Consider the following 20,358-nt stretch of genomic DNA (forward strand, 5'->3'; position numbering starts at 1 on the left):
GGGAAAGTAAATGAAAATATTATATTGTGCAGCAGAGGCTGATCCGTTTATAAAAACTGGTGGACTTGCAGATGTTGCAGGTACACTTCCACTTGAAATGAAAAAGCAAGGTCATGATGTGAAAGTGGTCATCCCTTTGTACAAATTGATAAATGAGGAATACAGAAAAAAATTTGAATTTGAGGGAAGCTTTTATGTAGATTTGGATTTTAAACATCATTATGTTGGTGTGTTCAAATACATTCATAGAGGTGTGGAATTTTATTTTTTAGATAACGAAGATTATTTTAACAGAGATAATGTGTATGGAGAAAATGACGATTGCGAAAGATTTGTGTTTTTCTCTAAAGCTTGTGTCCAATTATTAAGATATATCGATTTTGATTGCGACATTATCCATTCCAATGATTGGCACACAGCAATGGTAAATGTTTATGCTAGAGATTTTGCTAAAGGGGATCCGTTCTATGAGTCGATTAAAACTGTTTTTACAATTCACAACCTAAAATATCAAGGTGTATTCAGTTCAAATTCACTTAGACAAACAGATTTATCACCTATGTATTTTTCTGAAGATGCATTGAAATTTTACGATGCAATTAATTTTATGAAAGGTGCGATAGTTTTTAGCGATAAAGTTACAACTGTTTCTAAAACTTATGCCGATGAGATTAAATACTCATTTTTTGGAGAGGGTTTGGATGGTGTTATCAGACAATATCACTACAAAATATCTGGAATTACAAATGGAATTGATACAACTATTTGGAACCCAGAAAAAGACAAATATTTATTTAAAAATTACTCACTGAAAAATATCAAAGATAAATCCGTGAACAAAAAAGCATTACAAAGAATGTACGGTTTGGAAGAAAAAGATGTGCCTATATTCGCCATGGTTACTAGATTAGTTGAAAATAAGGGGCTTGAACTTGTAAGATACATTATGGATGAGTTTTTGACGACAGAAGATGTACAAGTGATAATTCTGGGAACAGGTGATTATTCGTATGAAGAAATGTTCAAATATTATGAGTGGAAATTCCCAGATAAATTAAAAGCAAATATTTATTATAACAATGAAGAATCACACAAGATTTATGCAGGAGCAGATTTCTTGATGATGCCATCAATATTTGAACCTTGCGGAATATCTCAATTAATTGCTATGAGGTATGGAACAATACCAGTAGTGCGTGAAACTGGAGGATTGAGGGATACTGTTCAATCATTTAACGAATTTAGCAAAGAAGGAAATGGATTCTCTTTTACAAATATCAACGCGCATGACTTCTTGTACACATTGAGACGTGCAATATCATTTTATTACAATGATGATTTTAAAATAATTCAAGAAAATGCTATGAAGTCAAAAAATGATTGGGAAAAATCTGCAAAAGAATACATCCAACTTTACGAGGAGATTATTAAATGATTGATATTTCCGAAGATCGATTAAGAAAGCTATTGCAGATAAAATTATCGTATAACTCATTAGTCGATCTTCAAAATGCGGATGTCTATGAAATTAGAATAGCATTAAATGAAGTCATTAAAGAAATTATTTCTGAACAATACACAAATATAACTACTAACAAATCTTATAGAACATATATAGTGTCGTTTGAACTAATGGTAGAAAATTTGTTTGAAGATTATATTGAAGAACTCAATTTAAAGACTCCATTACAAAAAATATTACAAGAAAAATATGAAGATATTGTAAATATGGACAATGATCTGCACCTAGGACAAAGCTATATAGGAAGATTCTCAGTAGATTTGTTTGAGAAAATTTCAAAACAAGGAAAGTTTTGTAAAGTGTATTCTATTTTTTACAAAAATTCACAGTTTAAACAACAAATAATCGATGAAAATCAAATTGAGACAGTATATAATAATCAAAAAACAAGCGTCGTTTTTAAAAGATCTAATGAATACGACATAGAATTAGATAATAATAAAATTAAATCACGAATATACGATATTCCTTATATAAATAGGAATACGAATTTTATCAGATTATTTGCACCAAAAGCTAATCCCAATCTTAATTACGAAAATTTTATTCGCGGAAAAATTGAGGAGATTTATTCTGAAGAAAACAAGCTAGACTCAATTTGCCAATTTGTTTATACACCTCAGATTGATGAATTTGGAAAGTATATTAAATTCTTGCAACAAAAATTTCTTGCAGATTCAATAGTGGAAGACATATTTAATGACGAAATCAAATTTTTCAAAAATCCAGATAACATCGAAGACCATATTCAAATTAATATCGTTGAAACAAATGTTGCTCTGGTAATAATCGCATTCTTGCAAAAATTATTGGATTTTGGATATGATTTTGAAAAAGCTTTGGAAAAATCTAATAAAATTTTCAAGTATTATAATATTAATCTGCACAGAGAGTCATTTGAATCAATGGATTTGAGATTTTTGTATCAGTTTGATTATATTAAAAATATTATCCATTTGCTAAATGAAAATGCTCATAAAAATGGGTACGCACAAATTATCAAAGACAATTTTCTAGATTGCTTTAATCTTATTGCTTTCGTAACACATTCTATAATTGTTGGGTCTGATTATCAAAAGAAATATCTATTGAATAGCAAATATGTGAATATCACCAAAAACGTTGAAAGTAAAATTGTGACAGAAACCTATGGGTTTAACGACGATTTATTCTATAAAAGTCTGGAATGTGATAATTTGTATTCTAGCAAACTAAAATACAAGAAAAAACTTGTAGAAAAGTACAGCTTAAAAAATATAAATGATAAGAGCATTTTTAATATGCAATTATCAGATTTTCACGAGGGTAAGAGACAAGTTCTAAATGTCTTTTATATTTTGTATTTGTACTTAAAACTAAAAGATAATGTGAATACGATAATTACTCCTACGACGTTTTTTATTGGAGGGATGAGTTCGTTTGATTATTTGTTTTGCAAAAAAACAATTAGTTTGTGTCTTGGCTTATCTAAGATGATTAATTCGGATAAGTTAATTCAAGAAAAAATAAAATTAGTGTTTGTCGAAAATATTATGCTAGATCAAATGCCAGATTTCGCCAAAGCTTGTGATGTTTTCAATTATATACCATATAAAAACTTCGATATTTCAAACACATATCCTTACGCATTTATGAATAACGGTTCAATTATTTTGACAAGTAATTCCAATGTTTATGAAAATATGAGTCGATTAAAAGATATTGGAGTAATCAAGTTTGATGAAGAAAATTTCGCAAATACAGAATCCAGTTGTATGGATTTTATATTAAAAAATATCGAATTATTAGAAAACAAAAAATTCATAGATGAATTTTATGAGATTTATAATTTGATTCTTAAATACAACGATAGTTTTAATGTGATAAATTCTTTTGATAATTTTGTGGAAGTTAATGAAAAAATTCAAAAATCGTATTTGAATGAAAATTTATGGAACGGTTTAATTATTAAAAATATAGATATATCCAAAAAATTCGGAATTAACTATTTAAAGGATGTTTAGGAGTTATAAATGTATGATTTAGGATTTAATTATAATAAAGAATATACAGTTTTTAAGATTTATGCTCCGCAAATAACTAGTGTAAAATTATTGTTGTACGAAAATTACGATGATGTAAGATACAATTCTGTTGATATGAAAAAAAGTGATGGATATTTTGAAGTCAAGGTTGAGGGGGATTTAGAAGGAGTATATTACAAATATCAGCTTGATGAAAAGTTTGAAGTTGTAGATCCGTTTTGTAAAGCTTCTTCAATCAATAGCTTAAAGTCATGTGTCGTAGATTTGAATTCCACAAATCCAGTAGGGTTCATAGATGAACAATACAAAATAGCAAATAGGAATGAATCTATAATTTATGAATTGTCGATCAAAGATTATTCTTCAGATATTTCTAGCAAAGTTGATGAAAAATATCGCGGGAAATTTTTGGGATTGGTAGAAGAAAATGATGTTTCAGGAATAAATCATTTAAAAAATTTGGGCATAACACATGTTCATTTAATGCCTGTATTTGATTTTGTAGGCGTTGATGAGAGAAATTCAGCAAAATTTTCTGAAGATAATTACAATTGGGGTTACAATCCTGAAAATTATAACTGTATTGAAGGTAGCTTTGCTACAGAATCAGAAAATCCAAAGAATCGAATTTTTGAATTCAAAAAAATGATTCAAACTTTACACGCTAATAATATCGGTGTGATTATGGATGTGGTTTATAATCACACTTTTAGAAATAAAGATCATCCATTTAATTTGATTTATCCACAATTTTATAGACGTGATAATAATGGAGATTTTACAAATGGATCTGGTGTTGGTAATGAATTAAACACAGAAGATGAATTTGTGAGAGATTTTATTATTCATAGCTTATTATATTTTCAAAAAGAATTTCACATTGATGGTTTCAGATTTGATTTGATGGCTCTGATAGATTCAGAAACAACTGATAAAATCGTAAGTGAACTTCGAAAAGAAGATGATAATGTAATTATATACGGAGAGCCATGGATGGCAGATGAATCTCCACTACCAAAAAACAGAAGAACCACTTTTGGTAGTCAAAAAGGAAAAGATTATGCGTTATTCAATCCTTTTTTTAGAAATGCCATTAAAGGTGATAACGATGATATTTCTACAGGTTTTGTTCAAAAAAATGTAGATAAAATTAGTTTGGAAGTAGGAATTTGTGGATCGATATACTATGATGAAGATAGACGTGGGTTTTGCAAAAATTCTAATGAATCTATTAACTATTTTAATTCACACGATAATTTAATACTTCAAGATAAATTACTTAAAACAAATGCTGATATTGCAACATCTACAAAGCTTTGTTTTGATTTGATAATGCTAAGTCAAGGGATACCATTTTTCCATTGTGGAAATGAGTTTTTGAGAAGCAAATTGATGTTTAAAAATACTTATAATTTACCACTTGATATTAATGCAGTGAATTGGAAGTTGAAATATGATAACAATGAAATATACCAATATGTAAAATCGTTAATTGAATTTAGAAAAAGATATTCAGAATTTAATCTAAAAGATGAAAATGAGATTAGAAACAAAATCAAATTTTACGATTTAAATGATTTTTGTATTTGTTTTAGTATTAAAAATGATAAAGGATTTTTGCTTGTTTTTATAAATTCAGGGGAACAATTTGAATTTGATTTGAGCAATTATTTTAAACATTTTGTAAATTGCACGAAGATTTTTGATGAAAAAATAATTGAAACAGAAGTAAGCGGAAATATAATTTTGATTGGGGAGAGAAAAAGCGGGGTATATTCAATAAGTATGGAGAAATAATGGATACTAGATATGAACTTCAAGATGTAGATAAAATTTTGAGTATAGAAGGCTTCTTTGGTGGAGATCAACAATGGTTTGAAGATGTTTTGCATTCAAACTATCTTACTAAAAAAGGTTGTTCAGTAATTGCCATCACAAATTTTCTTATCTACATAGCAAATACAAAAAAAGAATATGCTAAGTTAGTTCCAGAAAATTTTATTGGCAGTCCGATAAACAAGACTGATTATATAAAATTTGCTGACAAGTTATCTACATTTGTTAAACCTAAACTATATGGCGTTCCATTTTTATTTCCAATGAACAGTGCTATTCGAAAGTACGCCAAGAAAAACGGAGTGATCCTTGTTGTAGAAAACTACAATTTTACTTGGAATATCAGAAATATAGTGACATATATTATTGGCGCAATAGCAAATGGCTATCCGGTTTTGATGTTGACGTTAAATCATAAAAATCCTGATGTTAAATTTCATTGGGTTACGATAACTTCGATCTATTATGATGATAGTTGGAAAATTGAATGCTCAAACTGGGGAACAAAGAGAGTGTATGATTTAGAAAAATGGTTTAAGGAAAAGTCTTTGTACAAAGGTTTAATTTATTATCAATAGGAGGATTTTATGGATTATTTAAAAAAATATAATGAATGGTTAAATGATGATTGTTATGATCAACAAACCAGAGACGAATTGATGTCAATAAAAGATGATGATGAAGAAATAAAAGATAGATTTTATAAATCATTAGAATTTGGTACTGCAGGTTTGAGAGGGAAAATCGGGGCAGGGACAAATAGAATGAACAAGTACAACATAATGAAAACAACACAAGCACTTGCAGATACTATAAAAAATTACGGCGATGAAGCTATGAAAAGAGGCGTAAGCATTAGTTACGATGTAAGAAAATTCTCCAAAGAATTTGCAGAAATATCAGCAAACGTATTAGCTTCTAATGGAATAAAAGTTTATTTGTCTGACGATATTAGACCAACACCAATGTTGTCTTATTCAATCAGAAAATTTAACTGCATTTCAGGAATTATGATTACAGCATCACACAATCCAAAAGAATACAATGGATACAAGGCTTATTGGGAAGAAGGTAGCCAAATTCTTGAAGATAAGGCTAATGAAATTTTGAATAATTTGGACAAAATAGAAAGTTTTACAGAAGTGAAGATAGGAGATTTTGAAAAATTAATAGCCGATGGGAAGATAGAATATTTTGGAGAAAATTTAGATAAAGATTATTTTGATGATGTTCTAAGCCTTACAATTAATGACGATAATATTGATAAAATTGTTAAAATCGTATACACTCCTTTAAACGGAACCGGAAATAGATTTGTAAGACATATCCTAGATGTTAGAGGATTCAAAAATGTTTATGTTGTAAAAGAACAAGAAAATCCAGATAGTAACTTCACAACTGTTCCTTATCCAAATCCTGAAAACCCAGAAGCATTTGAATATGCTATTAATTTGGGAAAAGAAGTTGGAGCTGATTTGTTATTGGCAACAGACCCAGACGCAGACAGAACCGCTGTCGAAGTTTTAAGTAATGGAGAATATGTCTTCTTAGATGGTAATAAAATTGGAGCATTATTGACTAATTATATTTTAAGTCAAAGATACGAAAAAGACGATTTGCCAGAAAATCCAGCAGTTGTTAAATCAATTGTAACAGGAGATTTGTCTGCTAAAATTGCAAAAAAATACGGCGTTGAAATGATTGAAACATTAACTGGATTCAAAAATGTTTGTGGAAAAGCAAATGAATACGAAAAAACTGGAGAAAAATCTTGGGTATTCGGATATGAAGAAAGTATTGGTTATTCCTATGGAACATTTGTAAGAGATAAGGATGCTGTAAGCTCTTCAATGATGATTTCAGAAATGTTAGCTTTTTATAAGAAACAAGGAAAGACATTGATTGATGTTTTAAATGATTTGTATGAAGAATTTGGATATCATGAAAATTCACTTTCTTCTGTTGTGTTAGAAGGATTAGATGGTCAAGAAAAAATCGCAAGAATTATGGAAGAATTTAGACATAATCCAATTAATGAAATAGGTTCTACAAAATTAGTTGAAACAAAAGACTACGATGTAAATTACAAAGATTATGGAACTCCAAGATCAAATGTTTTGAAATATTACTACGACGATGGATCATGGTATGCCTTGAGACCTTCTGGAACTGAACCGAAAATCAAACTATATATTTATTCTGTTGCAGATTCAAAAGAAAAAGCTGAACAAAAAGTTTTGGATATTGAAAAAATAGCAAAAGAAAAAATGATGAATGTTAAATAATTTAAAATATCACTTGCCCTTTCATTCTTGGGTAAGTGATATTTTTTAATTGGCAAATATTGAGATTTTTTGATATTGTATGTATAATATACTATATTAAATTCTAGGAGAGAAAAATGAGAAAACTTGAAGAAAGAATAATGAAAGATGGTCAAGTATTACCAGGAAATATACTTAAAGTAGACAGGTTCATTAATCACATGATTGATCCTGTTCTTTTTGAAGATTTGGCAAATGAATTTTATGAAAAGTATAAGGATAAAAAAATAAACAAAATACTTACGATTGAAGTTAGTGGAATTGCAATTGCGTATGCATGTGGGATTAGATTTAATTGTCCTGTTGTTTTTGCAAAGAAAACAAGTTCAAAAACTTTGGGAGATAATTGTTACAGAACAGAAGTGTTTAGTTTTACTAAAAATAGAAGCTACGAAGTAATGGTTTCAAAAGAGTACTTAGATGAAAATGATCATGTTTTATTAATTGATGATTTCCTTGCAAATGGTAAAGCATTGGAAGGCTTGATTGATATTTGTTCACAAGCGAATGCAACTGTTGAAGGAATTGGAATCTTGATAGAAAAAGTTTTTCAAAAAGGTGGAGACAATTTAAGACAACAAGGTTACACTATAGAATCATTGGCGAGAATTAAAGGGTTCACCGACGATTCTGTTATATTTGAGGATTAATTTTGACAAATTGTAACTTTATTATTCATTTTTTAAGTCCAAAATATGATATATTAGATTAGGATACAATGTGAAAGGATGGGAGCCTATGAAATACATTATTGACATATTGGACGCATTCTTTTCTATACAAATTACTCCAAATTTAAAATTATATAATTTAATTTCTATGTTTTTTAAATATTTGTTTGTAATAATAATTTACTATTTTATTTTCAACATAATCAAGATGATTTATTTGGACATAAAAGGAACAAACAATATGAATTACAGTTCAAATACTTATTTAAAACTAATTAATAGAAAAGAAAATTTGCCTTTTAAAATACAAGAGCATTATTTTATAGGAAGAACTGCTAATATAGGAAGAGACGACAGCAATCAAGTTGCATTAAAGGATAGGTTTATATCGAAGAGACATGCACGTATTTATAAAGAAAAAAATAATTATTATATCGAGGATTTGAATTCTGCTAATGGAACTTTTTTGAATGGACATAAATTGATTAATTCTGCAAGATTGAACGACAAAGATTTGATAGATATCGGACAAATTGAATTTATGTTTGTAAATGGTGACAAAGATGCAAACTAAACGTAAGAAAAATAGCAGATTTAAAGAATTTATCGATAATTTAAAACCAATGCGTGTAAATAGTAAAATGATAAAGCCAGTTTATTTGATATTACTGTTTAACATATTTGGTTTTTTTCTAGCTTTGGGTTCAAACGAAAAAGGATTAGATCCGAAAGCTTTAGCTTATTTTTTGTTTGCTACAATTTTAATGTTTTTGGCAAATAAATACGTAACGAGAATCACTAAAGGTGATGGATATATATTACAAATCGCTTGTATGCTATTTAGTATTGGTGTAATCGTGATTTATAGGCTTAATCCTTATGAAGGATTGAAGCAGATAATGTGGTTTACCATAGGGATATTATTGTTTTTTGGAACATTTTTTATTTTAAAAAGCTACAAAAAGTGGTACAAATTCACAGCACTTTATTTGATAGGTTGTGTTGTGATGTTTCTATTTACATTACTTCTTGCTGAAGATAAATACGGAGCTAGAAACTGGATTAGCATATTTGGAGTTGGATTCCAACCATCTGAAATTACAAAAATTTTGTATGTATTTTTCTTAGCTAGTTATGACTATAACACTGATTTGTTAGATAGGATAAATATAAAGTCAGCGCAAAAATACAAAAAATATCTACCTATAATCAAAAGATATTTCTTGATGATTGTTGTGTATCTGTTTATTGGGATGTTTTTCTTGCAAAAAGATTTGGGAACTGCAATGATTTTTTACGGGTTATTTTTAGTTTACCAAATTGTAAATCAAGAAGACATCAGATTAATTTTGTTAAATTTACTCATAGCTATTGCCGGAGCGGTAGCTGCATATATGCTTTTTTCCCATATACGAATAAGAGTGTCTACATGGATAGATCCATGGAAGAATATTGACGGAATTGGATATCAAATCACACAAGCTTTGTTTGCGATTGCAAGTGGGGGATTTTTTGGAACTGGACTTGGATTAGGAAGACCTGATGTAGTTCCTGTAGTCACAAGTGATTTTATTTTTGCAGCGATATGTGAGGAAATGGGGACTTTCACAGGAATGGGTGTAATAATGTTGTTTTTGATTTTGATTTATAGAGGAATGAAAATTTCTTTGTATCAATCAAATAAATTTTACAAGATTGTGGCGCTTGGAATTTCTGTTATTTTTGCAATTCAAGGTCTTGTTATGTTTGGCGGTGTTATGAAGTTGGTTCCTTTAACAGGAATTACTATACCATTCGTAAGTTACGGTGGTACTTCAATGGCGATGTCATTTATTTGCCTTGCGATTTTACAATTCTGTTCAACTGATCAAGGAGAGGAAGATATTTATGCAAAATAAAATGAACAAAAGAATTATTGTGGTTTTATCTTTCTTGATGACTTTGTTTGTGTTGTTGGTTTTGTATTTGACTTATTTCCAGATAGTAAAAGCTGATAAAATCGCAAACAATGAATACAACAAAAGATTGTGGGTAGATGAAGATAAGGTTGAACGTGGAACAATCTATGATAGAGATAAAAATGTTTTGGTAGAAACCAAGAAGGATCAATCTGGGAAAAATTATAGATTTTTTGATTATGCTGATATTTATGGAAATATAACTGGATACAATTCAAAAACCTACGGTACAGCTGGTCTTGAAAAATCATACATGAAAGAACTATTAAACATTAACAAAGACACGCCTTTATCACAATTGAGAAATATCGTAGGCTCAAGCAATAAAGGTAACGATCTTGTTTTGACCACAAATTCTACATTACAAAAACTTGCATACAATTTATTAGACGGCAAAAAAGGTTCAATCGTAATGATGAATCCGACAACTGGTGAAGTTTATGTAATGGCAACTTTTCCTTCATATAATCCAAACGAAGTTTCATCACAATGGCAAGAACTTTTAAATAGGGAGACATCTCCACTATTAAATCGTGCAACACAGGGAATGTATACTCCGGGATCGGTTTTTAAAATAATTACTGGTAATGCAATATTAGAAAATGAAGACAAAGTTGACAAAGTTGTAGAAGATAATACTGGTACAATTGAGTTTAACAAGTACACTATTTCCAATAATAATGGCGCTGTTTTTGGAGAGACGGATTTGAGAAAAGCTCTTGAAAAATCATCGAATGTTTATTTTGCATCGCAGGGTGTAAAATTAGGCAACAAAATTTTAGAAGATAATGCTTCAAAATTTATGATTGGCAAGAAAATTCCTTTTGATTTACCAGTAGCAGTAAGCGTTAATGGATATTCTAAAACAAAGAGTAATGCAGATATTGCAACAACAAGTTTTGGTCAAGGAGAAACTTTGGTGACTCCATTGAATATGGCGATGGCAATGAGCGCTGTAGCAAATGATGGACAAATGTTAAAACCTTATTTGGTTAGTCAAATAATAGACTCAGAAGGCAAAGTAATTAAAGAAACTAAGCCTGAATTATTATCTGAAGTTGGCAATAAACAAAATATGGAAACATTGAAAGATTATTTGAGATCTACTGCAGAAAGTTACGATACACTAAATGTTAGTACATCTGTAATCGCAAAATCAGGTACGGCAGAAATTAAAGATAAAACAAGTACCCACGCTTGGTTTGTCGCTGCTGCACCGGCAAAGAAACCAAAATTTGCGATAGCAGTTATTTTGGAAGATGATAACTCTTATGGTGTAAAAACTGCAGGACCTATAGCTTCAAAAATGCTCAACGCAGCAATTAATGAATTAGGATTAGAAAAATAAAACAAAACATGGATGGCGATGATTCATTGCAATCCATGTTTTTTTATTGCTTATAAGAATTTGTCTTTGATATTTAACCAATACCAGTCTTTTAAGAAAACTAATTTATTGATATACTGATCTGAATAAGTGAAGTTTACATAATCTACATTGTCATAACTTCTATTCAATCCATCGGCTAAAACGATGGAGCTTTTTCTGTCGAAATTGTGATCTCTAAAATACAAAGTAACGTTACTTTTTGATGGAACAACAAGGGAATTTAAAAGAGAACGATATGCTTTTGAATTAATTGGGGCAAGAGGCGTTACTTGAAAACCATCAAGCCCGTGATACAATACGGATCCACCTGCTGAGAAGTTATACGCAGTTGACCCAGAAGGAGTGGATACAATTATTCCATCTCCAGCAAATGATTCTAAGTGATTATCATCGATGTATACATCTAAATATACAATCGATGAGTCATCGCTTTTTACCACGAATTCGTTTAGCGCTTTGTGCGTATAAGTTTTGCTGCTATTTCTGATTGCAGTTTTTGATTCGAGTAGGGAAATTTTCTCAATTCCATAATTTTCATTAATTAAATCTGAAATGAATTTGTCGATGTTTGGAATAAGAATTTCTTGATAAAAACCTAAGTGACCGGTGTTTATTCCAACAAAAGGAATAGTTGAAAATTCGTATTTGTGAACTGCTCTTAGGAATGCTCCATCTCCACCGATACAAAGATTAATCAGCGCATTCTCATCAAAATCGAATGTAGGTTTGAATCCTTTTTGTTCTAATTTTTCCTTTACAATTAAAGCTGTTTCAAGTGATTTTTGGTTATCGTTTACATATATATTTATAATTTTGCTGTTTTTGTTCATTTATACTAAAAGCTCCTAATATTTGATATAATTTTATTATACCAAATAACTGGAGATTTAAACAATGAAACAAATTAGTTTTGATGTAGATAAAAAAATAAGGTTAGATGAGTTTTTGAAATCAAATCACATTTCCAAAAATTTATTTCTCAGTATTTACAAAGATGATATTTTTATAAATGAGAAACATGCAAAGAGAAATTCTAAGTTAAAACAAGGTGACAAAGTAACCATCAATCTTAGAGATGAGGAGAATAATTACGAACCAATAAACTTAGATATTGAAATTTTGTATGAAGATGATGATATTTTTGTATTAAATAAACCTGACAAACTTACAATGAATACAGAAGGAGAAGAAAGCTTAGCTAATTTTGTGTCTTATTTATTTAAACAACGAAATATTAATCAGAAAGTTAGATTTATTAGCAGATTGGACCAAGATACATCGGGTGTTGTAATGGTTGCTAAAAATAAAATAGCTCAAGCCTATTATCAAAAAAACTCGTTTAAGAAAAAATACTTGGCAATCGTAAAAGGAAATCCCAAAAACCAAAAAATACAATTAAACTTAAAACGCGATGGAATTAAAACAGAAGTTGATGAAAAAGGTAAAAATAGTGTAACTATTTTACAAAATCTTAAAAATTATGGGGATTATTCATTGGTTAGTTTAAAGCTTGTGACAGGTAGAACTCATCAAATAAGAGTAAGCATGGAATATATTAATTGTCCAATAGTCGCAGATAGTTTGTACGGAGAAAAAATAGAAGGATTTTCTCAAATGCTACATGCAAATGAAATAGAATTTGTTGATATGAAAAGAAATAAGCATATTATTACGACAGAAATTCCACAAAGATTTAATAAATTTTTGAATAATTAATCTTACTTGAAAACACTTTTATGTTGTAGTATAATTAAATTAACCTCAGAAGAGGAACCCTGAAAAATTAAACCGACACACACTATAAGGGATGACGGACGTTCAATAATTGATGACGAGCCCTCTTTGAAGGGATGTCAGATGTTTGAGACAGTCAACCCACCTTCACATACTGAAGGTCATTAATTGATTAGGGTCTTCTGAGGATATTTTGAAAATAAAAGCGATTTCGCTTCTTAGCATGGGACAAAATCTCATGCTTTTTTCTTATGTGTTTAATTTGAGATTATCTATTCACTAAAGTAGTATGAGAATGTATAATATATGATAGATAAGGTGAGTGATATTATGAAAGATTCTAATTTAAAGAAATGCCCAAATTGTAATTCATTTGTTGGCGTTGAAGATAGATTTTGTAGAGTTTGTGGTCATGATTTTTCAAAAGATGATGATTTTTCTTCTGAAGGAAAAACATTTGAGGATTTTTTGTTAGAGGCTTCTAAATTTAGAAACGAAACTCAAAATCACGATCTTGGTTTTATAAAAAAAGAAGAAGATAGTTCAACAGATAATGAGAAAAATTATTCTAAGATAGATAATGACTCTAATCAAGATACAACTGACAGATTAAATGTAGTGGATATTGAATCTGAATCATTGAAAGAAGAAAGAGAAAAAGCATTCCAAGAAACAAATACAGATTATGATGATTACTACGATTATTATGATGAAGATGATGAAAAATCATCGATATTTAAGAAAATTATATTTTCAATTATTGGTGTGGCTTTATTAATTGGTATTGTATTTGGTATTAAATACATAAAACCTATGTTCCAAGAAAATCTTGCTGGAAAAACCATTACAGCTGAAACTGTAAAAGCTAAATTTATTCAAGCAATACAAGCTAAATCCTCAGAACAAATGATGAGTATTGTAAAATCATCAAATCAATCTGTGCCGTTTAGAAACAAAGATGCTGAAGAATTTATTAACGAAATAAATTCTAACCCTGAGCATCAAACAACTATTTTGAAATGGTTAGAAGATGATGAAGCAAATCTAAAATCAGATAAATCTTATAAAAGTACTAACCCATTAAAAATGGTAAAGGAAAATGACGGATATAAAATTTTGATTGATCCTATAAAGTTAACAATAGAAAATCCAAAAAATGCAAAGTTGAGTTTAGAAAATGCTTCACAATACGCATTTCCAGGAAAGAAAATTTTATTAATAGAATCTAATGATTTAACTTTGAGACAAAATTATGATTTATCTTTCTTCTCAAAAAATAATGCGATTAATTGGGATATTGTAGATATAAATAAAACATTGCCTGATTTTGATGTAGCAAGTGGAGAGAAAAATTATGAAATCAGAAAAACAATAGATGATGATTGCCTTGTATTTGTAAATGACAAAAACACTGGACTTACTACTGATAAGTTTAATGAAAAAGGCAGAAAGAATTTAACGGAAGACCAAGATTTTGTAAGAATGGTTGCCAAAGGGAAAAATGGTTTATTGAAATCGCCAAAACAAACTGTTGGCTGGGAAACCTGGGTTAGATTGTATCTAAAAGATTAAAACTTTATAAAATATTCACTAATAATGTTTGAGATATGAAATTAGAGGGTATACAATAATCATAAGAAAATTTATTTAAGGAGATGTTATTATGAGTTTAATGGATTATTTAGAACATAAAAGAAGAGAAAAGGAAAGACAAATCAAATGGGAAATTGCTAAACGTAAATATGAAGACGAAGCTAAAATTACTTTAGGTACAGTTATTGGTGCTTCATTAGGTTTAGCAGCAGGATTATTATTAGCACCTAAATCAGGTGAAGAAACTAGAAAAGACATCAAAAAATTTGCAGAAGAAACAAAGAAAACAGCAGTAAATAACTTAAACGATGCAGTAGATACTGTAAAATTAACTGCTGACAATGTAACAGACAGTGTTAAAGACAAATATCAAGATTTCCAAGATAGAGGAATGACTGAACTAAATAGAGTTTCTGATCAATTCGATGAAGTTAAAACTGATTTGGGAGTTCTTGGTGAAGATCTTAAAGATGTAGTAAAAAAAGACGGAAAAGTAATCAAAGAAGACGTTAAAGATACTAAAGACCAAGTAAAAGATTCTGCAGAAAAAGTTGGAGATTCAGCTAAAAAAGTAGCAGAAGAAGCAAAAGACGGTGCAGAAAAAACTGCTGAAGAAGGAAAAAAACAAGCAAAGAAAACTGCTGATACTGCAAAAGAAGAAGCAAAAGAAGTTAAAAAAGAAATCAAAAAGTAGGTAAGAAATGGTAGATGCTTTATATATATTTAAAATAATATTATATATTTGTTTATCTGGATTCTTAATTGCTTTAATCGTATTTTTGTTCAAACTTACTGACTTAATAAAGAGCATAAAAGCTGTTTTAGCAGATAACAAAAAGGATATCGATAGATCAATTGGTGAAGTACCACAAATATTAGACAATGTAACTGGTATAACTAACAAGGCCGATCGACTAATAGGTGATGTGTCTCCAGATGTAAGAAATATTACAAACAATGTAAGTAACACTTTATCACACGTTGAGTCAGTTTCAAGCAACGTATCAAATACTGTGGATTATGTTGCTGAATCTGTAACTGATACTGCAACTAATATTAAATACGGATTCTTAAATTCTACAGATTATGTTGGTTCTGCAAGAGATATTATTAATTTCGTAAAAAGTTTAGCTAAAAGATAATTAAATAAGATTTTATAAGCCAATCGGAAAATTTCTGATTGGCTTATCGTAAATCTTTAAAAACTTTTATAATTCATGAAAACAATTGTAGAAATTGTTAAAATCCTATTGAAAAACAGTTAATTTTTTGGTATGCTATTAAGGAAAGATGGGATAGAATGAAAAAAATAAAAATTATCTCAAATCCTTCATCAGGAAATCAAACACACGCAAGAGATTTAACAAAACTTATTAATTATTTAATTGACGATAATTTTGTAGTTCAGCTTTTTAAAACAAAAGGCAAGAATGATGCATATAATGAAGCGTTAAACACATCTTCTGATGAATGGGATTTGATAGTTGTTTCAGGCGGAGATGGAACGGTTAATGAGGTTGTTCATGGAATTTGCGATAGCGAAAGCGATATTCCTATTACGATTTACTCCACAGGTACAGTAAACGATTTCGCAACTTACTTAAACTTGCCCACAACACCTTACAAATTATATAGAATGATTAAAACTGGGAAAATAATTAAAAGTGATGTTGGAAAAGTCAGCAATGAAGACTCGCACAGGTATTTTATCAATGTTTTTGCAGTTGGAAATATTGCTTCTGTTAGTTATGTTACCGATAAAGCTCAAAAAGCGATTTTTGGTAGGCTGGCGTATATTGTTGAAGGTTTGAAAGAACTTCCTAACACATTAAATCAACCTATGGAATTGAAGATTAAAACAAATGATGATTATTTAGAAGTAAAATCTCCTATTATGATTATTTCGAATTCAAATACTGTAGGTGGTTTTGAAAATATTTGCCCACAAGCAAAAATTGACGATCAAAAACTAGATGTTTTAATTATTAAGCATTCCCGTCTTAAAGAAGTTGCTCAGATTTTAATAGATGCTTTTAGTTCAAAGCATATTTATTCTGAAGATGTATTATATTTTCAAACTGATACTTTAACCATTGAATCTAATCAGACAGTTCCAGGAGATGTGGATGGAGAATATGGTGGGAATTTACCAGTGAAAGTTGAGATTAATAATAAACCAATAAATATTTTAGTAAGGAGCGATTAAATGTCATCACCAACAATTAAAGACGTAGCAAAACTTGCTGGAGTTTCGATTTCTACAGTATCTAGAGTTATGAATGATTCCAAGCCGGTTAGTCCAGAAGCGCGTAGAAAAGTTTTAGATGCAATTGAAAAACTTGATTTCAAACCAAACGAATTGGCAAGATCTTTAGTAATGAAAAGATCCAATTTAATAGGCGTAGTAGTGAAAGATATCGGCATTCCATATATGGCACAAATTGTAAGAGGTGCTGAAGAAATTGGAAGAATGTACAAATACGATATACTATTGTCTTCTACATACGGCGATTTGGAACAAGAAAAGAAGATTATAGACTTCATGTTTACTAAGCAAGTAGAAGGAATAATTTTGATTTCAGAAGACATTGAACCAGAGGTTATATTCAAGTTGAAAGATCAAACTGTTCCTTATATTCAATTGGATAAATTCTGGAATATAAAAGACGTGCACACAGTACAAATCGACTACAAAGAAGCTATGATAAATATGATTAATCATATTTATGATTTAGGTCACAAGAAAATTTTATTCGTAAAAGAAAATCAAGATACTGAAATAGGTCAAGAAAAACTTAAGGGATACAGACAAGCTTGTGATGATTTGAAATTAGAAAAAATTGAAATTTCATCAGAAGGAGTTTCAGTTAAAGATGGTTACGAGGCAGGAGATAAGATTTTCGAAATGAAAGATTCGAAAGACATAACTTGCGTAAGTTTTAGTGAAGATGCACAAGCAATAGGATTTATAAATTATTGCTATGATAATAACAAGAAAGTTCCAGAAGATATTTCCGTATCTGGATTTGGCGATATACCAATGACAAGTATTTACAGACCTACTCTTACTACAGTTCAAGAACCTTATTATGACATAGGTGCTGTATCTATGAGAACTTTAGTAAAGGTTTTGAAAGAAAATAAAATTATCAACGAAAAGGCAATATTAGGTTCTCAAATAATGAAGAGAGAATCTGTAAAAGATATCAATTAAAATATTTTCCTGTTTAAAAAATCAATTAATAGGATATAAATAAAGTAGTCATAGGAGGATTATTATTATGGTAGAACAAAATGTTATAGTAAAAAACGAAACTGGTTTGCATGCTCGTCCAGCTGCATCTTTGGTACAATTTGTTAAAAATTTTGATGGTAAAGTTGAACTTATTAAAGATGGTAAAACAGCTAACGCAAAATCTATTTTCAACGTTATGGCTTTAGGTATTTCTCAAGATACTGAAGTCACTGTTAGATTAGATGGTGAAAACGAAGAAGAAAACTTAAAAAAACTAGTTGAATTTATAGAAAACTTAGAAGACTAATTAAAGCAAGAATTCATAGCCGTCACTTTTGTGGCGGCTTTAGTTTATCAGGAGGTATTATGAGTTTAATTAAAAAAGGTATTATTGCAAGTGAAAATTTAGCTATTGGCAAAATTAAACTTATGAAAAAACAAGAAGTTAAGATAAGTAGCGAAAAAATTTCTGATGATGAAATTAAACTTCATGTTGATAAATTTAATAAAGCTTTGAATGATTACAAAACAATCTTATCAGAAACAAAAGTTGACAATGATACACAAAAACAAGTTATAGAAGCCCATTTGAGTATGTTGGACGATCCTTTTCTATCAGAAAGTGTGATTTCAAAAATTAATGAAAATTTTGCAAGCGACAAAGCTTTAAATGATACGATTGATGAAATGGTTATGATGATGCAGTCGCTAGACAATGAGTATATGAGGGAAAGAGCGTCCGACTATAAAGATATCGGTCAACAATTACTGTACAAAATTAAAGGAATTGAAAATCAGAAACTAGATTCATTAGAACCTGATACTATTTTGGTTTCAAAAGAGCTGACTCCTTATGAAACATCAATAATTGATAAAGATAATGTTGTTGGATTTTTAATGGACTTGGGAGGAAAAACTGCACACACTTCAATTATTGCGCAAACCTTAGGTATTGCTTGTCTTGTTGGCATGAAAGATATAACAGAAAATGTTAAGGATTCTCAAACGGTTATTATAGATTCATATAAGGGAATCTGTATAATTGAACCTGATGAAGAAACTCTTTTAGAATACAAAAATAAAAAGTCTGAATTGGATGATGAAAAGTCAAGGCTTGAAAAAAACAGGTATAACAAAGCAATTACTAAAGATGGAAGAGACATTGATGTAATGACAAATATCGGAAATATTGAAGATTTAGAAAAAGGCTTAGAATCTGGTGCTGAAGGCGTTGGTTTATTTAGAACAGAATTTTTGTATATGTATAATGACAATTTCCCGACAGAAGACGAACAATTTAAATCTTACAAAAAAGTAGTGGATATTTTAGACGGAAAATCCGTAATTATCAGAACTTTAGATATTGGTGGAGACAAAGAACTTCCTTATTACAAGTTTCCTAAAGAAGATAATCCATTTTTAGGTTGGAGAGCTTTGAGATTTTGTTTTGATATGAAGGATGTTTTTGATGCTCAAATCAAAGCAATATTGAGAGCTTCTGCATTTGGAAAAATACGAATTATGCTTCCTATGGTTATTTCAGTAGAAGAAATAGAAAAAGCACTTGAAATAATTGAAAATAATAAAGATGAATTGAGAGATAAAAATATTGATTTCGATGAAAATATAGAAGTTGGTATAATGATTGAAACGCCAGCAAGTGTTATTGTCGCCGAAGATTTAATAGAATACGTTGATTTCTTTAGTATTGGAACTAATGACTTGACGCAATATGTCCTAGCAAGTGATAGAGGAAATGATAAAATTTCAAGTCTTTATAACACATACAATCCAGCAGTTCTTAGATCTATCAAAAAGGTTATTGATGTTAGCCACATACACGGAAAATGGACAGGAATGTGTGGAGGATTTGCCGGTGATACTAAAGCAACGAAACTTCTTTTGGGTATGGGATTGGATGAATTTTCTGCGCCAGCAGCTTCAATTCCGAAAATAAAGGATGTTATTGCTAACAATTCATTTGAAGAAGCAAAAATTTATGCAGATGAAATTTTACAAATGAAAAAAACTACAGATATTGAAAGAAAAATATCTGAATAAATATTTTGTT

Annotated in this window: 18 protein-coding genes; 17 read left to right on the plus strand and 1 reads right to left on the minus strand. The window is 29.6% G+C overall.

Annotated features, from left to right (window positions below; genetic code table 11):
- Window positions 1-10: 10 nt before the first annotated feature.
- The 9 genes from glgA (at window position 11) to GKG00_RS05170 (ending at window position 11,683) form a co-directional block, all read left to right on the plus strand.
- The gene (gene glgA / locus GKG00_RS05130; protein WP_094207308.1) at window positions 11-1,435 is read left to right on the plus strand and encodes a glycogen synthase GlgA; all 1,425 of its coding nucleotides are present in this window, start codon (window positions 11-13) and stop codon (window positions 1,433-1,435) included.
- Complete coding sequence (locus tag GKG00_RS05135; protein ID WP_154254564.1) at window positions 1,432-3,525, plus strand: glycogen/starch/alpha-glucan phosphorylase; 2,094 nt, start codon at window positions 1,432-1,434, stop codon at window positions 3,523-3,525. The genes glgA and GKG00_RS05135 overlap by 4 nt, the downstream gene beginning before the upstream one ends.
- Before the next feature lie 9 nt (window positions 3,526-3,534).
- Window positions 3,535-5,343, plus strand: a complete 1,809-nt coding sequence (pulA, locus tag GKG00_RS05140; protein WP_154254565.1) for a type I pullulanase — start codon at window positions 3,535-3,537, stop codon at window positions 5,341-5,343.
- On the plus strand, window positions 5,343-5,960 hold the full coding sequence (locus GKG00_RS05145; protein ID WP_154254567.1) for a hypothetical protein: 618 nt from the start codon (window positions 5,343-5,345) through the stop codon (window positions 5,958-5,960). Before pulA ends, GKG00_RS05145 begins: the two co-directional genes overlap by 1 nt.
- 9 nt (window positions 5,961-5,969) lie before the next feature.
- Window positions 5,970-7,667, plus strand: coding sequence for a phospho-sugar mutase (locus GKG00_RS05150; protein WP_154254569.1), 1,698 nt, complete (start codon window positions 5,970-5,972; stop codon window positions 7,665-7,667).
- A gap of 116 nt (window positions 7,668-7,783) precedes the next feature.
- The gene (locus GKG00_RS05155; protein WP_094205910.1) at window positions 7,784-8,356 is read left to right on the plus strand and encodes a xanthine phosphoribosyltransferase; all 573 of its coding nucleotides are present in this window, start codon (window positions 7,784-7,786) and stop codon (window positions 8,354-8,356) included.
- Between the two features lie 88 nt (window positions 8,357-8,444).
- Entirely contained in the window at window positions 8,445-8,951 is a 507-nt protein-coding gene (locus GKG00_RS05160) for an FHA domain-containing protein (protein WP_154254571.1), read from the plus strand.
- Window positions 8,941-10,275, plus strand: coding sequence for an FtsW/RodA/SpoVE family cell cycle protein (locus GKG00_RS05165; protein ID WP_154254572.1), 1,335 nt, complete (start codon window positions 8,941-8,943; stop codon window positions 10,273-10,275). Before GKG00_RS05160 ends, GKG00_RS05165 begins: the two co-directional genes overlap by 11 nt.
- Entirely contained in the window at window positions 10,265-11,683 is a 1,419-nt protein-coding gene (locus GKG00_RS05170) for a penicillin-binding protein 2 (RefSeq protein ID WP_154254574.1), read from the plus strand. The genes GKG00_RS05165 and GKG00_RS05170 overlap by 11 nt, the downstream gene beginning before the upstream one ends.
- Window positions 11,684-11,733: 50 nt before the next feature.
- Here GKG00_RS05170 and GKG00_RS05175 read toward each other — a convergent pair whose 3' ends face one another.
- Complete coding sequence (locus GKG00_RS05175; RefSeq protein WP_002836745.1) at window positions 11,734-12,555, minus strand: NAD(+)/NADH kinase; 822 nt, start codon at window positions 12,553-12,555, stop codon at window positions 11,734-11,736.
- Window positions 12,556-12,619: 64 nt separating this feature from the next.
- Between GKG00_RS05175 and GKG00_RS05180 the strand changes: the two genes are divergently transcribed.
- The 8 genes from GKG00_RS05180 to ptsP all read left to right on the plus strand — a co-directional run bounded on the left by GKG00_RS05180 (window position 12,620) and on the right by ptsP (window position 20,348).
- Window positions 12,620-13,441: an RluA family pseudouridine synthase gene (locus GKG00_RS05180; RefSeq protein WP_154254576.1), complete on the plus strand. Its 822-nt coding sequence runs from the start codon at window positions 12,620-12,622 to the stop codon at window positions 13,439-13,441.
- A 348-nt stretch (window positions 13,442-13,789) separates the two neighbouring features.
- On the plus strand, window positions 13,790-15,031 hold the full coding sequence (locus tag GKG00_RS05185) for a zinc ribbon domain-containing protein (RefSeq protein WP_154254577.1): 1,242 nt from the start codon (window positions 13,790-13,792) through the stop codon (window positions 15,029-15,031).
- A gap of 91 nt (window positions 15,032-15,122) precedes the next feature.
- A complete protein-coding gene (locus GKG00_RS05190; RefSeq protein WP_154254579.1) occupies window positions 15,123-15,746 on the plus strand; it encodes a YtxH domain-containing protein in 624 nt (207 codons plus the stop codon).
- Between the two features lie 7 nt (window positions 15,747-15,753).
- Window positions 15,754-16,194 (plus strand): hypothetical protein, encoded by a 441-nt coding sequence (locus tag GKG00_RS05195; protein ID WP_094205903.1) that lies wholly within the window; start codon window positions 15,754-15,756, stop codon window positions 16,192-16,194.
- A gap of 158 nt (window positions 16,195-16,352) precedes the next feature.
- On the plus strand, window positions 16,353-17,258 hold the full coding sequence (locus GKG00_RS05200; protein ID WP_154254580.1) for a diacylglycerol kinase family protein: 906 nt from the start codon (window positions 16,353-16,355) through the stop codon (window positions 17,256-17,258).
- Window positions 17,259-18,266, plus strand: coding sequence for a LacI family DNA-binding transcriptional regulator (locus GKG00_RS05205; protein WP_094207296.1), 1,008 nt, complete (start codon window positions 17,259-17,261; stop codon window positions 18,264-18,266).
- Between the two features lie 67 nt (window positions 18,267-18,333).
- Window positions 18,334-18,594 (plus strand): HPr family phosphocarrier protein, encoded by a 261-nt coding sequence (locus GKG00_RS05210; RefSeq protein ID WP_002836732.1) that lies wholly within the window; start codon window positions 18,334-18,336, stop codon window positions 18,592-18,594.
- A gap of 59 nt (window positions 18,595-18,653) precedes the next feature.
- The gene (gene ptsP, locus GKG00_RS05215; protein ID WP_154254582.1) at window positions 18,654-20,348 is read left to right on the plus strand and encodes a phosphoenolpyruvate--protein phosphotransferase; all 1,695 of its coding nucleotides are present in this window, start codon (window positions 18,654-18,656) and stop codon (window positions 20,346-20,348) included.
- Window positions 20,349-20,358: the final 10 nt, after the last annotated feature.

Origin of the sequence: Finegoldia sp. BIOML-A1 (genome assembly GCF_009678325.1) — a bacterium.
GTDB classification, from domain to species: domain Bacteria; phylum Bacillota; class Clostridia; order Tissierellales; family Peptoniphilaceae; genus Finegoldia; species Finegoldia magna.

Excerpts from the sequence above, each read along its gene's own strand:
- glgA (WP_094207308.1), top strand. The coding sequence starts at position 11 with ATGAAAATATTATATTGTGCAGCAGAGGCTGATCCGTTTATAAAAACT.
- GKG00_RS05135 (WP_154254564.1), top strand. The coding sequence starts at position 1,432 with ATGATTGATATTTCCGAAGATCGATTAAGAAAGCTATTGCAGATAAAA.
- pulA (WP_154254565.1), top strand. The coding sequence starts at position 3,535 with ATGTATGATTTAGGATTTAATTATAATAAAGAATATACAGTTTTTAAG.
- GKG00_RS05145 (WP_154254567.1), top strand. The coding sequence starts at position 5,343 with ATGGATACTAGATATGAACTTCAAGATGTAGATAAAATTTTGAGTATA.
- GKG00_RS05150 (WP_154254569.1), top strand. The coding sequence starts at position 5,970 with ATGGATTATTTAAAAAAATATAATGAATGGTTAAATGATGATTGTTAT.
- GKG00_RS05155 (WP_094205910.1), top strand. The coding sequence starts at position 7,784 with ATGAGAAAACTTGAAGAAAGAATAATGAAAGATGGTCAAGTATTACCA.
- GKG00_RS05160 (WP_154254571.1), top strand. The coding sequence starts at position 8,445 with ATGAAATACATTATTGACATATTGGACGCATTCTTTTCTATACAAATT.
- GKG00_RS05165 (WP_154254572.1), top strand. The coding sequence starts at position 8,941 with ATGCAAACTAAACGTAAGAAAAATAGCAGATTTAAAGAATTTATCGAT.
- GKG00_RS05170 (WP_154254574.1), top strand. The coding sequence starts at position 10,265 with ATGCAAAATAAAATGAACAAAAGAATTATTGTGGTTTTATCTTTCTTG.
- GKG00_RS05175 (WP_002836745.1), bottom strand. The coding sequence starts at position 12,555 with ATGAACAAAAACAGCAAAATTATAAATATATATGTAAACGATAACCAA.
- GKG00_RS05180 (WP_154254576.1), top strand. The coding sequence starts at position 12,620 with ATGAAACAAATTAGTTTTGATGTAGATAAAAAAATAAGGTTAGATGAG.
- GKG00_RS05185 (WP_154254577.1), top strand. The coding sequence starts at position 13,790 with ATGAAAGATTCTAATTTAAAGAAATGCCCAAATTGTAATTCATTTGTT.
- GKG00_RS05190 (WP_154254579.1), top strand. The coding sequence starts at position 15,123 with ATGAGTTTAATGGATTATTTAGAACATAAAAGAAGAGAAAAGGAAAGA.
- GKG00_RS05195 (WP_094205903.1), top strand. The coding sequence starts at position 15,754 with ATGGTAGATGCTTTATATATATTTAAAATAATATTATATATTTGTTTA.
- GKG00_RS05200 (WP_154254580.1), top strand. The coding sequence starts at position 16,353 with ATGAAAAAAATAAAAATTATCTCAAATCCTTCATCAGGAAATCAAACA.
- GKG00_RS05205 (WP_094207296.1), top strand. The coding sequence starts at position 17,259 with ATGTCATCACCAACAATTAAAGACGTAGCAAAACTTGCTGGAGTTTCG.
- GKG00_RS05210 (WP_002836732.1), top strand. The coding sequence starts at position 18,334 with ATGGTAGAACAAAATGTTATAGTAAAAAACGAAACTGGTTTGCATGCT.
- ptsP (WP_154254582.1), top strand. The coding sequence starts at position 18,654 with ATGAGTTTAATTAAAAAAGGTATTATTGCAAGTGAAAATTTAGCTATT.